11 protein-coding genes are annotated in these 16007 nt (G+C 33.3%); 3 read left to right on the top strand and 8 right to left on the bottom strand.

Features of this window, described 5'->3' with window-relative positions; translation table 11 throughout:
- Positions 1–112 precede the first annotated feature (112 nt).
- Complete coding sequence (locus RG22_RS07385; RefSeq protein WP_034042119.1) at positions 113–538, top strand: arsenate reductase ArsC; 426 nt, start codon at positions 113–115, stop codon at positions 536–538.
- 120 nt (positions 539–658) lie between these two features.
- The gene (locus RG22_RS07380; RefSeq protein WP_034042118.1) at positions 659–1984 is read left to right on the top strand and encodes a sulfatase family protein; all 1326 of its coding nucleotides are present in this window, start codon (positions 659–661) and stop codon (positions 1982–1984) included.
- A gap of 22 nt (positions 1985–2006) precedes the next feature.
- Here RG22_RS07380 and RG22_RS07375 read toward each other — a convergent pair whose 3' ends face one another.
- The 3 genes from RG22_RS07375 to RG22_RS07365 are packed head-to-tail and all read right to left on the bottom strand — an operon-like array spanning position 2007 to position 5590.
- On the bottom strand, positions 2007–3836 hold the full coding sequence (locus RG22_RS07375; RefSeq protein WP_034042117.1) for a GNAT family N-acyltransferase: 1830 nt from the start codon (positions 3834–3836) through the stop codon (positions 2007–2009).
- 22 nt (positions 3837–3858) lie between these two features.
- A complete protein-coding gene (locus tag RG22_RS07370; protein WP_034042116.1) occupies positions 3859–5109 on the bottom strand; it encodes an aspartate kinase in 1251 nt (416 codons plus the stop codon).
- A 1-nt stretch (position 5110) separates the two neighbouring features.
- On the bottom strand, positions 5111–5590 hold the full coding sequence (locus RG22_RS07365; protein ID WP_034042114.1) for a GNAT family N-acetyltransferase: 480 nt from the start codon (positions 5588–5590) through the stop codon (positions 5111–5113).
- A 120-nt stretch (positions 5591–5710) separates the two neighbouring features.
- Here RG22_RS07365 and fbp point away from each other — a divergent pair, with 120 nt between their 5' ends.
- Positions 5711–6721, top strand: coding sequence for a class 1 fructose-bisphosphatase (gene fbp / locus RG22_RS07360; protein ID WP_034042112.1), 1011 nt, complete (start codon positions 5711–5713; stop codon positions 6719–6721).
- Between the two features lie 26 nt (positions 6722–6747).
- On the opposite strand, the gene RG22_RS07355 is transcribed toward fbp, so the two are convergent.
- From RG22_RS07355 to gltB, 5 genes are all read right to left on the bottom strand, one after another.
- Positions 6748–7578, bottom strand: coding sequence for a 3'(2'),5'-bisphosphate nucleotidase CysQ family protein (locus RG22_RS07355; protein WP_034042110.1), 831 nt, complete (start codon positions 7576–7578; stop codon positions 6748–6750).
- A 2-nt stretch (positions 7579–7580) separates the two neighbouring features.
- Positions 7581–8528: an oxidoreductase family protein gene (locus RG22_RS07350; protein WP_034042108.1), complete on the bottom strand. Its 948-nt coding sequence runs from the start codon at positions 8526–8528 to the stop codon at positions 7581–7583.
- Positions 8529–8557: 29 nt separating this feature from the next.
- Positions 8558–9436 (bottom strand): hypothetical protein, encoded by an 879-nt coding sequence (locus RG22_RS07345; RefSeq protein WP_034042106.1) that lies wholly within the window; start codon positions 9434–9436, stop codon positions 8558–8560.
- A 239-nt stretch (positions 9437–9675) separates the two neighbouring features.
- The gene (locus RG22_RS07340; protein ID WP_034042104.1) at positions 9676–11139 is read right to left on the bottom strand and encodes a glutamate synthase subunit beta; all 1464 of its coding nucleotides are present in this window, start codon (positions 11137–11139) and stop codon (positions 9676–9678) included.
- A gap of 4 nt (positions 11140–11143) precedes the next feature.
- Positions 11144–15655: a glutamate synthase large subunit gene (gltB, locus tag RG22_RS07335; RefSeq protein WP_244462125.1), complete on the bottom strand. Its 4512-nt coding sequence runs from the start codon at positions 15653–15655 to the stop codon at positions 11144–11146.
- Positions 15656–16007 lie beyond the last annotated feature (352 nt).

Genomic DNA, 16007 nt, shown 5'->3' with positions numbered 1-16007 from the left:
GTTGATTTCTATTAAGCTCTAAATAGTTGATTCGTGTATTAGCGACAAAATAAATAAAGTTAAATTAAAAAAAAATTTCTGCCTTTGCGGAAATAAAAAGAAGACTTTTTAAATGAAAAACATTCTAGTATTATGCACAGGAAATTCATGCCGAAGCCAAATGGCACATGGATATTTAAATCATTTTTTAGATAACAGCACGGTAAAAGTATATAGTGCAGGTATTGAAACCCACGGATTAAATCCTGGAGCTTTAGCTATTATGAAAGAAGATGGATTAAATATTGATCATCACACTTCAAATCATGTAGATGAATATGCTGATGTAGATTTCGATTATATTATTACGGTTTGCGATCATGCCAATGAAAACTGTCCGTATATCCCAAGTAAAAATGCAACGAGATTGCATCATAATTTTTTCGATCCATCAAAAGTTATTGGAACTGAAGCAGAAAAGCATGCAGCGTTTTTAAAAGCACGAGAAGAAATTAAGGGGTATTTTAAGGATTTTGTAGAGGAGTATAATTTAGTTTAATCACACTTTTATAAATTTTCACGTACATTCTATTTGAAATTTTTTCAAAATAGAACAAATAGAGCTTTTTGTTTATAATTCTTTTTTTAAGTAGTATTGTTATAAACTTTATTTTAATAAATGAAAACTTTAACTTTTGCTTTAAATGTTTTTCTATTAGGAATACTGCTAAATGCTTGCCAAGAAAAAGTAAATAATGATAAACCAAATATCATTATCTTTTTTACAGACGACCAAGGATATGCAGACACAGGTTCTTATGGAGCTGTAGGTTTTGAAACACCTAATTTTGATGCCTTAGCCAACGACGGTATTAAGTTTACAGATTTTTATGTGCCAGCAACAGTTTGTACGCCTTCTAGGGCAGGATTACTTACAGGTAAATATCCTAAGCGTGTTAATTTACACAAAGGTGTACTTTCTCCTTTTTCTGAAGAAGGTTTAGACCCTAAAGAATATACTTTGGCAGAGTTACTCAAAGATAATGGCTATACAACGTCTTGTATTGGGAAATGGCATTTAGGACATAAAGAAAAGTATATGCCCAATAATCAAGGCTTTGATGAGTTTTATGGTGTGCCTTACTCTAATGATATGGATAATTATTATTATTCTCATATAGATTATCAGTCACCACCTTTACCGTTTTATAGAAATAAAAAATTAATAGACAAAGGTTTAGATCAAAGATATTTAACTAAAATGTATACAGAAGAAGCGGTTCAACAAATAAAGAATAGAAAAAAAGACCAACCCTTTTTTATGTATTTAGCACATAATATGCCTCACACTCCATTATATGCTTCAGAGCAGTTTTTAGGTAAAAGTAAACTGGGTTTATATGGAGATGTTATTATGGAACTCGATTGGAGTGCTGGCGAAATCGTTAAAGCTTTAAAGGAAGCAGGCATTTATGAAAACACTATAATTGTTTTTACTTCGGATAATGGTCCAGAAATAGGTTCGGCTAATCCTTTAAAGGGGCATAAAGCGCAAACATGGGAAGGCGGACAACGGGTTCCTGGAATTATTACATGGCCAAATAAAATTCCATCAGGTATTGTAAGTTCAGAAATGGTAACTACATTGGATTTGTTTCCAACTTTTGTCAGTATTTGTAATGCTAATTTTAATGAATCAAAGGATTTAGATGGCGATAATATTTTAGAATTTTTAATGTATCCTAAAGCTATAAGCTTAGGGGAACGATCACTTTATTTTTACGGTAGAAATGGCGAATTAGAAGCTGTGCGTCATGGAAAATGGAAATTACACATCTTAAAAAGTCTAGGTTGGAATTTAGAAAAAGAGGGTGAATTTCAAGTAGCTCTTTATAATTTGGAAAATGATATAGAAGAGCAAGTTAATGTTGCAAATAAAAATCCTGAACTTGTTAAAAAATTAAAGCAACAAATATTAGATTTTGATGTGCAGTTTTCAAATTAAAACGGGTTAGAATAAGATTTAGCTAACCACCATTATTCTCAACAAACTTGCGCTCCAACTCTGCTTGAAACTCCTCCATAACAGGTCGTACCGTGCTTTCGGGCAAGTCTGCAATTTTAATGTACATAAGTCCGTCAACAGCATTATTAAATAATGGGTCAACATTAAAAGCTACTAATCGTGCATTTTGTTTTATGTACTTTTTAAGGAGTACAGGTAAGCGTAATGCTCCTGGTTCGACCTCATCAATAATTTTGTCGAATTTATTTAAATCGGCTTCGGTTTCATCAAATACAAACTCTTTATCGGCATCTTTTAATTTCACCTTAAATTCCTTTTTTGGATGCACATATTGTGCAATATAAGGGTCGTAATAATGTGATTTCATAAATTCAATCATCAATGATTTTGAGAAATTTGAAAACTGATTACTGATACTTACACCACCAATTAAAAATTTGTGTTCTGGATAGCGTAAGGTGGTATGCACAATACCTTTCCAAAGTAAAAATAAAGGCATTGGTTTTTGCTGGTATTCCTTTATAATAAAAGCGCGTCCCATTTCTATGGATTGGCTCATCATTTTATATAATTCGGGTTCAAACCGAAACAAGTCTTGTAAATAAAAACCATCAATTCCATAACGTTCAAAGATTTGAGAACCCAATCCCATTCTATAGGCACCGGCTATTAAATTGTTTTCGTTATCCCATAAAAACATGTGGTGGTAATAGGTGTCAAAACCATCTAAATCGATAGATTCATTGGTGCCTTCACCCACTTCCCGAAAGGTGATTTCTCGTAAACGCCCAATTTCTCTTAATATGTTAGGTATACTTTTAGCAGGCGCTAAATACACTTCGTAATTTTTACTAGTAAGTAGTTTGCAATCTTCTTTTTTAAGTGCTTCAACTTCAGAAATCATGATTTCTGAATTAACAGGAGTTACAATTTTTTTAGGTGCTTTTGGTACTTTAAGTGTTGACGAAATATTATCTAATATTTTCGATTTATCCTCAAAAGCATTGGAAAGCATATAGGTTTTTCGTCTTAAAAAATCCGTAAATTCATTAAGTGTTGTGTGTTCTTTTTGGTCGTTTACAGAAATAGGCTTCCCTATTCTAACTTTAATAACACGCCTTTTCTGTGTTAAAACTTCTGAGGGTAACTTTGCGGTTCTAAACGTATCACTAATTTTAGAAAGCTTATAAAATAACTTACTGTTTTTAGCATGAAAATAAATGGGAACTACAGGGACTTCAGCTTTTTTGATAAGTTTCATAGCTGCTTCTTCCCATGGTTTATCAACTACTAACTTACCATCTCGATAAGTTGAAACTTCTCCTGCAGGAAATACCCCAAGCGGATGGCCTTCTCTTAAATGCAGAATAGAGTTTTTAAAACCAGCAATACTAGATTTTACATCTTTCCTATCTTCAAAAGGATTTACAGGCATAATGTAAGGTTTCATCGGCTCAATTCGATGTAGTAAAAAGTTGGCTATGATTTTAAAATCTTTGCGTTGCTCTAGCATCAATTTTAAAAGTAAAATTCCATCAATACCTCCAAGCGGATGATTAGAAATTGTAATATAAGCACCATCTTTAGGAAGTCGTTTTAAGTCTTCTTCTGGGATTTCAAACTTTATTTGAAATTCATTTAATATGCTATCCAAAAACTCGATGTCTTTTAGGTGCTTATTTCTATTGTAAAATTTATTAAGTGTAGATATTTTAAGAACTTTCATTAAAAGCCAACCAATAAAAGTACCTATAAAACCATATTTGTCTAATTGTATGGCTTTGGCTACTTCTTTGGCGGTTACAAGTCCAGTATCTTGTTGTTTGGTCATGAGTGTAAATGTACTAAATAAACTATTTAGTTACTACTTGAATTGTTTCTTGTGTTAATTGTTTTAATAACACGGTTTTACCAGTTTCAATTTGCTTTATGGCATTGTCATTATAATGACGAATTGTGTAAAGTGATACATTTTCGTTGCAAGTTACTTTAAATTTTGCTTTTAAATGATGTAATAATTTATCGAGATTGTTATAAATATTATCTACACAAACTGAAAAACTGATGGCTGAATTTTGAATAACATCTACCTTCATTTTATATTGGTGTAATAACTTAAAAATAGCGCTAATATTGTCTTCTACGATATATGAAAAATCTAAAGATGATAAAGAAATAAGGACTTGGTTTTTCTTAACAATAAAGCAAGGAATCATAGGTTTTAAAGTGGTGTTTTTACCAACCATTGTACCTATTTTATCAGGATTTAAAAAGGATTTAACATAAAGCGGAATTTCTTTTCCTTGTAGAGGTTGTAATGTTTTTGGGTGAATAACTGAGGCACCGTAAAAAGCCAATTCTATAGCCTCTCGATACGATATTTTATTAAGTAATTGTGCATTTTCAAAATAACGCGGATCTGCATTTAAAACCCCCGGAACATCTTTCCATATGGTAACGCTTTCGGCATTTAAACAATAAGCATAAATGGCTGCGGTATAGTCGCTTCCTTCTCTTCCAAGGGTAGTTGTAAAATTATTGGAATCACTTCCTAAAAAACCTTGTGTAATATTTAAAACATTTTTGTTGAATTGTGAGGTTATTAAGCGTTGTGTGTCGTCCCAATTCACATTCGCTCGCCTGTAATAATTATCGGTTTTTATTTGATTGCGTACATCTATCCAATTGTTTTTTATGCCAATTGTGTTTAAGTATTCGCTTATAATAGTGGTCGAAATGAGTTCGCCATAACCAATGGTTTGATCGTAAACAAAGTTGTAATCAGGTGATTTATTGGTTTTAAAAAAACTAGTTAATTCACCAAAAAGTGTTGTTATTTTTTTAAAGACTGGATGATTTTCATTATCAAATAAATCTAATAAAATTTCATTATGAAATTTTTTAACCTCCTGTAGCGAACTTTGTAATTCAGCTTTATTTTCAAAATAATTTTTTAAAACAAGCTCGATAGCGTTGGTGGTTTTTCCCATTGCCGAAACTACAATTAAAGTATTTTTATACCCCACTTTTTGTAACACCGTCGCTAAGTTTTTTACACCATTTGCGTCCTTAACCGATGCACCACCAAATTTGAATACTTGCATATTATAGGTTTGCTACATAATTTTTAATCCCCATTTCATTTAAATGCACCACATCCCAATCGCGTTTTACATCAGCACCTTTTTTTTCGTAGAGAGTAATGGCTGGTTCGTTCCAATCTAACACTTCCCAATTAATGCGTTTTACACCCAAATGGTACCCATATTTAACAACTTCATCTAAAAGAGCAGTACCTATGCCAGCACCTCTCATTTTTTTGCTTACCACTAAATCTTCAAGGTGTAAAACCCTTCCTTTCCATGTGGAGTAGCGGTTGTATACTAAAGCAATGCCTTCTATTTTTGAATCTACTTCTGCAACAAAGCAATGAAATCTGGGATTTTCTCCATAACCATCTCTTTGTAAATCTTCAACAGTAACTTCAACAGCATCAGCTTCTTTTTCGAAATGAGCTAGTTCTTTTATTAATTCAAGAACTTCTGCCATATCATTCTTGTTAGCGTTTCTTATATTATATTTCATATTTTTAAAATAATATCAAATATAGTTTAAAGTTAAATATTTAAACACATTAATCTTTTACGAAAACGTTGTAGTTAGTTAAAAATTAACAGATATTTGCACAAACAAAAAAACGTTTTCATGTCTAGAAAAAATCAAACTTTAGGTGAGTTTATTATTGAAAATCAAACGTCGTTTAAGTATAGTTCGGGCGAATTATCTCGACTTATTAATTCTATTCGATTGGCAGCAAAGGTTGTAAACCATGAAGTTAATAAAGCAGGATTGGTTGATATAATTGGTGCTGCAGGCGATACAAATATTCAAGGTGAAGATCAACAAAAACTAGATGTTTATGCGAATGAAAAATTTATACAAACACTAACTAAAAGAAATATTGTTTGTGGGATTGCAAGTGAGGAGGAAGATGACTTTATTTCGATTAATAGTCAAGATGAAAATAATCAGAATAAATATATTGTTTTAATTGACCCATTAGATGGCTCATCGAATATCGATGTTAATGTTTCCGTAGGAACTATCTTTTCTGTTTATAGACGGGTAACTCCAGTTGGAACTCCAGTTACTTTAGCAGATTTCCTTCAAAAAGGAAGCCAACAAGTAGCAGCAGGTTATGTGGTTTATGGGACATCTACGATGCTTGTTTATACCACTGGTGACGGTGTAAATGGATTTACATTAAACCCAGCTATAGGATCATTTTATTTATCACATCCGGATATGCAATTTCCCGAAGATGGCAATATTTATTCTGTAAATGAAGGGAACTATATTCACTTCCCTCAGGGTATAAAAAATTATATTAAATATTGTCAACAAGAAGAAGAAGACAGACCGTATACATCGAGATATATAGGATCTTTGGTTTCTGATTTTCACAGAAATATGATTAAAGGCGGTATTTATTTATATCCACAAAGCTCAAAAAATCCTAATGGAAAACTACGTTTGTTATATGAATGTAATCCTATGGCTTTTTTAGCAGAGCAAGCTAATGGAAAATCTAGTGATGGGTTTACACGAACTATGGATGTGGTGCCAACCGAGTTGCACCAACGTGTACCATTTGTTTGTGGCAGTAAAAACATGGTAGAAAAATGTGAGGAGTTTATGCGTAAGGCGGAACAGTAATCTTTTATATTATTGAATACTGGTAGTCATTCACGTTTTTTTAAATTGGAATAATAAACCCCTTGATGATTCATAAAAGCACCATCTTTTTTATTTAAATCTAATAGTTCACCTTTAAAGTTTGTTGCCAGTAACCCCAGTTCGTGGTAAATACAAGCTGTGGCTGCAAAGTCCCAAATACTGCCTCCTCCTAGGTCATCTTTAGGTAGTTTTAAAAAACATGCAGGCCCGTTTTCTAAAACTAAAATGACATTTAGTACTGCGCCTGCTCCTGAAATTTCTTTAATGTCTTTTAATTCTAAATTGGTTTTATGTGTGTTAAGTATGCTTTGTATTTTAGAAGACTTAGGAGTGTCTTTTAATTTTTTATCGGTCACGTAAGTTAAATAGTCATTCGTGTTTTTAATATGCCAAGGACTTCTATTTTTATAAGCGCCCTTTCCTTTTATAGCATGATATAGTGTTTCAGTGCTAGGATTAAACACAACGCCAATTACAGGCGTTCCATCTTTAGCAACTAAAGCAATAGATACAGAAAATCCAGGTTGTTTATTAATAAATGCTAGTGTACCATCTAAAGGGTCTATACACCAAAAGAAATTTTTTTCAAATCGGCTTTTATCATCATCTGTTTCTTCTGATAATAAGCCTATATCAAACACTTTACAAGTGGGTATTAAATGCGATAAAATAATATGTTCACATTCACGATCTACTTTTGTCACTACCTGAGAAGCATAATTAGAACCACCTTCTTTTTGCTCTACAATAAGGTTATCATTTAGATGTTTCTGAATAATTTTTCCAGCAGAAAGTGCCGCTTCAATGGCTATATTTGCTAAATGATTTAAATCCATTATTATAGGTTTTTAATGACTTTAGCCGTTATGCGTTCGCTATAACTATTAATTTTCCAATGGCCAGGGCTCCAGCCTTTTAAAAATCGATGAAAATCTGCCCAAGCCACATAATATAAAGATCGCCATTCTTTTTCAAGTGCTTCATTTTTTTTGCCAAGGGCTTTTTCTAAGTGTGTAAAATAGGTGTCTAATAGTTTTGATTCTAAACGTTCACAATCACTTTCATTAAGGCAACTTCCAATAAAATAGGCAACATCTTTTATGCCACAGCCACCGCCTACATATTGAAAATCTACGCCGGCAACTTGTCCGTTTTCAGAAAAACAAAAGTTTGCCAATTTTGCATCGCCATGTACAAAGGTTTTAAAGTTACAATTATTCAATTTGTTGCTAATGGCAGCAGCAGCGTTTTTTAATTGGGTGTCTTCTAAAACCTCTAATTCTTGAGGTCTAGTTTCCAAATGCCAATAGGTACCAACCTCCCAAATTCCGTTAGGGATCTCGCCTAAATAACTCGCATGAAATTGAGCCAACCACTCTAAGCATTTGTCAATATCTTTCCAATCTACATTTTGTTTTCGCAATGAAAAACCAACTTTATTTAAATCTTCGAGTACTATAAGTGTTTCATCATCTTTATTTTCAATAGCAAAACATTTTGGTAAACGTGCCATACTATATTTGCTATATTGCTCATACCACGTAGTTTCTACTTGATACGATTTCAATTTTCTTTGATGCCCAATATCTGTATTCCATCCTCTTGGATGATTATGGTTTCTAGGCAATTGCACATGTTTAACAACAACACTTTCTGTAGAAGTGTTTTCTAATGCAACACGAATAATTTTACCATAGCCACTCCATAATTCTTGAATGAGTTCTTTTTCAGATAAAGATGATGCACCAGTGCTTTGAAGAATTATTGATTTGAAATGGCTGTTCATAGGGAGGCAAAGGTAGGGAAATGTGGTTTTTATTTTTTAATCTTAATGATGTCAAAAAAAATATCATCTCCACATGGGCATTCTTCAATCAAACCATCTTCATGAAAATTCATATAATCTCTGATTAAGTATATTGACGAACTATATTCGAAATCAATTACTTTTCTATAAAACTCTTTATATTTTGTATTAGTGATTTCTGTTTTAGGGTTTAGATGTATCAAATCATTTCTAAAGTTTTTTATTTTTAGAATTGAATCATATTTGTTTGGATACTCTTTTTCAAAATCTTTTCTAGTACATTTCGGGATTATTTTTGACATTTTAAATTCTATACTGCTTTTGCGAATCCATTCAATATCTTTTTCATCACCATTTTTAGTAATATAAATTTCACTAATTGGTATTGTTTTGTTTAAGAAAGCTTCTAAAGATGAACTTAACATTATTATATAGTTGGATGCAAATTGAAAGAAAGTTTCAAATTGTTTTATTGTATCATCTATTGTTTGCTGTTCTTCATTCTTCCCTAAATTACCAATCTCAGAAGATTTGTTTAAGAGTTCTTTTTTGTATTGATAAATCATTTTAGAAAACATTTGAGCGTTTGAAAAGTATATCAAGCATGGGTCTAGCTCTGGAATGAACTTTCTTTTTCCTTTGTACAAATAATCAAATCCGAATACAAGTTTTTTATTAGACGTATGTACAGCTAAATCATGAGAATCGTCATAAGAATCAGATTTAAGATATTCATTAGCAACTTTTTTACTTGCTTCAGGCATGTCATCATACGAAACATTTTCAAAATTAAAAGATGTTTGTATTGATTTTATTGGTTTTGGTCTAATATGTTTCATTCTAGTAAAGTATTCTTCGTTTTCTGCTAAATTATATGATTTCTCCATTCGTCGAAATGACGTAGTCTATTATTTTTGATACCAAAATAACTTTGACTAAAACTTGCTGTTAACAAGTACACCCAAAACTCCTACTTATTTTTACAGAGAAAATCTTTTTAATTGTGTTGCAACACCGCTATTACCAGCGGTACTTCTTTTGAAACAAAGCTAAAACTAGAAAGAGACTAACAAAAACAATTATTTTGGTCAGTCTCTTTCTTAATATTAGGAAATTATAAATATAACTAAACCCCAACCAAATCTCCATCTGCATTTTTAGTAGGTAAATCAGATTTCCCCATTAAATAAATATCAACTTGTCGAGCAGCTTCTCTACCTTCAGAAATAGCCCAAACAATTAAGGATTGTCCACGACGCATATCACCAGCAGTAAATATGTTTGGTATATTGGTTTGGTATTTTCCGTATTCTGCTTTGTAATTAGAACGCGCATCAGTCTTAATTCCAAGCTTATCAGCTAAAGTGCTTTCTGGTCCTGTAAAACCTAAAGCTAATAATGCTAAATCACAAGGCCATGTTTTTTCTGTGCCTTCAATTTCTATAAGTTTAGGGCGTTCTCCTGGAATCATTTCCCATTCTACATTTATAGTTTTTAGAGCAGTAAGTTTTCCGTTTTTATCGGTTATAAATTCTTTGGTGTTTATTAACCAATTACGCTCTACACCTTCTTTATGAGAAGAAGAAGTTTTTAACTGTAAAGGCCAATAAGGCCAAGGTGTAGTAGGTGATCGATATCCTGGTGGTTTTGGCATGATTTCGAAATTCACCACCGATTTTGCTCCTTGACGATTTGATGTCCCCACACAATCTGAACCTGTATCGCCTCCTCCAATAACAATTACGTTTTTATCGGTTGCTAATACTTGATTTTCTACTTTTTTTCCAAATAAAACTTTGGTTTGCTGTGTTAAAAAATCCATGGCTTGTACAACGCCATCGGCATCAATACCTGGAGTAGGTAAGCTACGTCGTTCTGTTGCACCACCACATAAAACTATGGAATCAAAAGCTCTTAATTCTTTTACATCATAATTAACTCCAACATTTACATTGGTTTTAAAGGTAATACCCTCAGCTTCTAAAATGGCTACACGTCTATCAATAATACCTTTTTCCATTTTAAAGTTTGGAATGCCGTAACGTAATAATCCGCCAATTTCATCATCGCGTTCAAAAACAGTAACGGTGTGTCCCGCTCTATTTAATTGTTGGGCTGCTGCTAAACCAGCTGGTCCAGAGCCTACAATGGCAATGGTTTTTCCGGTTCTAACTTTTGGAGGTTGTGGTTTTATCCAACCTGCTGCAAAAGCACGCTCAACAATATTTTTTTCGATATTTTCTATAGAAATAGGGTCTTCTATAATGCCTAAAACACAAGCTTGTTCGCATGGTGCAGGACATAATCTTCCTGTAAATTCTGGAAAATTATTTGTGGAATGCAATATCCAAGAAGCTTTTTGCCACTCACCTTGATGTACCATGTGATTAAAATCTGGAATTAAATTCCCTAATGGGCAACCACTATGGCAAAACGGAATGCCACAATCCATACAGCGAGACCCTTGCTTTGTTTGTTCATCTTCTGAAAGAGGTACTGTAAATTCCTTATAGTGTTTTACACGATCCTTTACAGGGGTGTATATTTCATCTTGTCTTTCAAACTCTTTAAAACCTGTTACTTTTCCCATTGTATTATGCTGTTAATTCTTCAACCATTTGTTCTTCTGTCTCCAAGCGTTTTAATGCGCGTTTGTATTCAGTAGGCATCACTCTAACAAAATGATTCAAACTAGATTCCCAATTTGCTAATATTTCTTTACCTCTATTACTACCAGTGTAACCTACATGATTCTCAATTAATCTTTTTAAATCATTAGCATCTTCTGCTAAAATATCTTCAAATTCAATAGTTTCAGTATTACACAGTCCGTTAGTGAATTTGTTTTCAGGATCGTAAACATAAGCAATTCCACCACTCATTCCAGCAGCAAAATTTCGTCCTGTTTTACCTAAAACAATTACTTTTCCACCAGTCATATATTCGCAACAATGATCTCCAACACCTTCAACTACTGCTGTTGCGCCAGAGTTACGTACTGCAAAACGTTCGCCAGCAATTCCATTGATGTAAGCTTCACCTTCAACAGCACCAAACAGACAAACGTTACCAACAATGATGTTGTTTTCTGCTATAAAGGTTGCTTTTGCTGGTTTCTTCACGATTAGTTTAGCTCCAGACAATCCTTTTCCTAAATAATCGTTAGTATTTCCTTCTAATTTAAAAGTTAATCCGTGTGCTCCAAAAGCTCCGAAACTTTGTCCTGCGGAACCATTAAAATTAATATTTAATGTATCTTCAGGCAACCCAAGGTGTCCGTATTTTTTAGAAATCTCGTTACTAACTATAGCACCAACCGTTCTATTAGTATTATTGATTGGGTAGGCTAATGTCATTTTTTCTTTTCTGTAAAGCGCGCGATGAGAATCTTTCAAAATTTGAAAATCCATAACATCATCTAAAACATGATCTTGCTTTTCAGAATTTTTTACATCCAATTCACTATAAATTGCAGGTCTGTGTAAGATTGAAGATAAATCTAAGCCTTTTGCTTTATAATGTGTAATAGCTTTATTGGCGTTTATTTTATGAGTTTGACCAATCATTTCATCCATGGTTCTAAACCCTAATTGTGCCATAATGCCTCTTAACTCTTCAGCGATATAATAGAAGAAATTAATAACGTGTTCTGGCGTACCTTTAAAGTTTTTACGCAACTCTTTATCTTGAGTAGCGATACCAACAGGACAGGTATTTAAGTGGCATTTACGCATCATAATACAACCTGATGCTACTAATGGTGCTGTGGCGAAACCAAATTCTTCGGCGCCTAATAATGTTGCAATAGCAACATCGCGTCCGGTTTTTAATTGTCCGTCACATTCTACAACAATTCTGCTTCTTAGTTTATTTAAAACTAGTGTTTGTTGGGCTTCGGCTAAACCAAGTTCCCAAGGAAGGCCTGCATGTTTTAAAGAGGTAAGTGGTGATGCTCCTGTACCACCATCGTAACCAGCTATTAAAACCACATCTGCTTTTGCTTTTGCAACACCAGCTGCAATAGTGCCAACTCCAACTTCCGACACTAACTTTACATTAATTCGTGCTTCGCGATTGGCATTTTTTAAATCGTAAATTAATTGCGCTAAATCTTCAATGGAATAAATATCGTGGTGTGGTGGTGGAGAAATTAACCCTACAAATGGTGTTGAGTTACGTGCTGCGGCAATCCACGGTAATACTTTTTCTCCAGGTAATTGACCACCTTCTCCAGGTTTTGCACCTTGAGCCATTTTAATTTGAATCTCTTTGGCATTGGTTAAGTAATGCGAAGTCACTCCAAAACGACCAGAAGCCACTTGCTTTATTGCAGAGTTTCGGCTGTCTCCATTAACGTCTGGTTGAAAACGTTTTCTGTCTTCGCCACCTTCGCCAGAATTGGATTTTCCTCCAATACGATTCATGGCAATGGCTAAATTTTCGTGTGCCTCTCTAGAAATAGACCCGTAAGACATGGCTCCTGTTTTAAATCGTTTTACGATTTCTGTCCAAGGCTCAACTTCATCTAAAGGAATTGGGTCTAAATTATCAAATTCAAATAAACCACGAATGGTCATTAAATTTTCAGACTGCTCATTGATGGCTTTTGCGTAAACATTATAACTTGCTTGATCGCTCAGCCTCACCGCTTGTTGCAGTTTTGCAACGGTTGTTGGGTTAAACATGTGACGTTCGCCATTGCGTCTCCACCTATAATCGCCACCTATATTTAAGCCTAAACGTTTATCTATTAATTTATCTGGATAGGCATATTTGTAGCGTTCGTTAATTTCTTTTTCAATTTCATATAATCCAATGCCTTCAATTCTTGAAGCAGTGTAAGGGAAATATTTTTCAACAAATTGAGAATTGAAACCTACAATTTCAAAAATTTGAGAACCTCTGTACGAATGCAGTGTTGAGATTCCTATTTTGTTCATTATTTTTAAGATGCCTTTTCCAATGGCTTTGTTGAAATTATCAACGGCTTTTTGCTCGTCCATACCTTCAATAAAGCCTTCTTTTACTTGCATTCTAATAATTTCATTCACCATATAAGGATTAACGGCACTTGCGCCATAACCAAATAAAGTAGCAAAATGATGTGGTTCGCGAGGTTCTGCAGATTCAATAATAATATCGAAGTAAGAACGCTTACGTAAACGATTCATTTGATGGTTTACATACGAACATGCTAGTAAACACGGAATAGGAGCTAACTTTTTATTAACACCTCTATCTGATAAAATGATAATATTTGTTTTTCTATCAAGAGCCTTTTCAATTTGAACGATAATATTATCTAAAGCATCTTCAAGTCCGTTAAGCCCTTTTGCTTTTGGATATAGCATTTCTATGGTTTCGGCTTTAAAACTTTCAACCGAAATGCATCTTATTTTTTCTAAATCGGCATTAGAAATTACAGGATTTTGAATTTTTAGTTTTCTACATTGTCTTTCGGTAATGCTGAATATGTTTCTGTCTTTACCAAGAGATAAGCTTATGTCTGTTACAATTTCTTCGCGAATACCATCTAAAGGCGGATTGGTAACCTGTGCGAATAGTTGTTTGAAATAGTTTGAAATAAGTTGAGGTTTATCTGATAAAACAGCTAAAGGCGTATCTATACCCATAGACCCTAAGGCTTCTTTACCAACAACAGCCATTGGTGTGATAACTTCTTGAATGTCTTCAAATGTATAGTTAAACAAGCGCTGTCTTGTTTTAATGTCTATGGTTTCTATCGGACATGTTTCATTGTTATAAGGAATATCTTTTAAGTGCAGTCTAGTTTTATCTAACCATTCTTGATAAGGTCTTTCTGAAACAATTTTACTTTTTATTTCTTCATCATTTATAATGCGACCTTCGTTCATGTCTACCAAAAACATTTTTCCTGGTTCTAAACGGCCATGGCTTTCAACATCTTCTGGGGCAATGTCTACCACACCAATTTCAGACGACATAATCAATTTACCGCTTTTGGTAACTGTGTATCTTGAAGGTCTCAGTCCATTTCTATCTAGTAAAGCACCAATATAATTGCCATCTGTAAATGGTACTGATGCTGGTCCATCCCAAGGTTCCATAATACAGGCATTATATTCGTAAAATGCTTTACGTTCTGGCGACATGGTTTTGTGTTTTTCCCAAGCTTCAGGAATCATCATCATCATGACTTCTGGTAGCGAACGGCCAGTGTGTGTTAGTAATTCTACAACCATATCCATAGATGCAGAATCTGATTTTCCTGGTAATATTATTGGGAATAATTTATCAATTTGAGGACCGAAAACCTCACTTTTCATGATTTCTTCGCGAACACGCATTCTACTCACATTACCACGAAGTGTATTTATTTCTCCGTTTTGACACATAAACCTAAACGGTTGTGCTAATTCCCATGTGGGCATGGTGTTAGTAGAAAAACGCTGATGCACCAAAGCCAATCGCGTAACTAAATCTGTTTCTTGTAAGTCTTTATAGTAAGGACCAATGTCTTCAGGCATAATTATGCCTTTATAAATTAATGTGGTAGTCGATAAACTTGACACGTAGAAATACGATACTTGAGACATTTTAGAGCCTGCAATGATATGCTCTGTTATTTTACGAGCTGCGTATAGTTTTGCTTTGAATACATCTTCAGAAATATCATTTGTTTTTTCAATAAAAAGTTGCTCAATATTAGGTTCTGATGCTAATGCGATTTCGCCTAAATGAGAAGAATCCACAGGAACTTGTCTCCATCCTAAAACGGAAAGCCCTTGTGCAACTATTTCTTTTTCGAAAGTATCTTTACAGAATTTATATTGGTTGACGTTTTTTGGTAAAAACACCATACCGACTGCATATTTTCCTTGAACTGGTATTTTAAAATCGCAAACTCTTTGAAAATAGGCGTGCGGTATATCAATTAAAAGTCCAGCGCCATCACCTGTTTTTCCATCAGCACTTACACCACCTCTGTGCTCTAGTTTTACTAAAATCTCTAAAGCATCGTGTATAATTTGATTGGTTTTTTCTCCCTTAAGATTACATATAAAACCTGCACCACAATTTTCATGTTCAAATTCAGGTAAATAGAGTCCTTGTTTCTTCAGCATAATCAGCAAATTTTAAGTTAAAAAACGTGAGTTAATAAGCTAAGATATGCACTAGAGTTTGAATAACAATATGGGGTGAATCATTATTCCGATTTTGAAAATTTAGCCAATGGAAAACTAACTATATATCAATTAAACAAAAATATTTTAATAAATATTCAATCCATAATATTTAATAATAAATATAGACCTATGAATTAATGATAACAAATATTCATTTTAATAAAAATAAAATCAATTAAAAAGAAAAAAGCTAATAATAATTCAAAAAATAGATTGTGAAAATATTAAAAATATAGTTAAAAAACATAATACCCATAAAAAAATAGGGTTAAAATATTAAAATATATAA

Source organism: Wocania ichthyoenteri Th78 (assembly GCF_000789235.1).
Lineage (GTDB): Bacteria > Bacteroidota > Bacteroidia > Flavobacteriales > Flavobacteriaceae > Wocania_A > Wocania_A ichthyoenteri.
The sequence above is the reverse complement of the archived record's forward strand: the minus strand, read 5'-3'. Positions and strand labels throughout refer to the sequence as shown.

Excerpts from the sequence above, each read along its gene's own strand:
- RG22_RS07345 (WP_034042106.1), bottom strand. The coding sequence starts at position 9,436 with ATGGAGAAATCATATAATTTAGCAGAAAACGAAGAATACTTTACTAGA.
- RG22_RS07350 (WP_034042108.1), bottom strand. The coding sequence starts at position 8,528 with ATGAACAGCCATTTCAAATCAATAATTCTTCAAAGCACTGGTGCATCA.
- RG22_RS07375 (WP_034042117.1), bottom strand. The coding sequence starts at position 3,836 with ATGACCAAACAACAAGATACTGGACTTGTAACCGCCAAAGAAGTAGCC.
- RG22_RS07380 (WP_034042118.1), top strand. The coding sequence starts at position 659 with ATGAAAACTTTAACTTTTGCTTTAAATGTTTTTCTATTAGGAATACTG.
- gltB (WP_244462125.1), bottom strand. The coding sequence starts at position 15,655 with ATGCTGAAGAAACAAGGACTCTATTTACCTGAATTTGAACATGAAAAT.
- RG22_RS07365 (WP_034042114.1), bottom strand. The coding sequence starts at position 5,590 with ATGAAATATAATATAAGAAACGCTAACAAGAATGATATGGCAGAAGTT.
- RG22_RS07355 (WP_034042110.1), bottom strand. The coding sequence starts at position 7,578 with ATGGATTTAAATCATTTAGCAAATATAGCCATTGAAGCGGCACTTTCT.
- fbp (WP_034042112.1), top strand. The coding sequence starts at position 5,711 with ATGTCTAGAAAAAATCAAACTTTAGGTGAGTTTATTATTGAAAATCAA.
- RG22_RS07370 (WP_034042116.1), bottom strand. The coding sequence starts at position 5,109 with ATGCAAGTATTCAAATTTGGTGGTGCATCGGTTAAGGACGCAAATGGT.
- RG22_RS07340 (WP_034042104.1), bottom strand. The coding sequence starts at position 11,139 with ATGGGAAAAGTAACAGGTTTTAAAGAGTTTGAAAGACAAGATGAAATA.
- RG22_RS07385 (WP_034042119.1), top strand. The coding sequence starts at position 113 with ATGAAAAACATTCTAGTATTATGCACAGGAAATTCATGCCGAAGCCAA.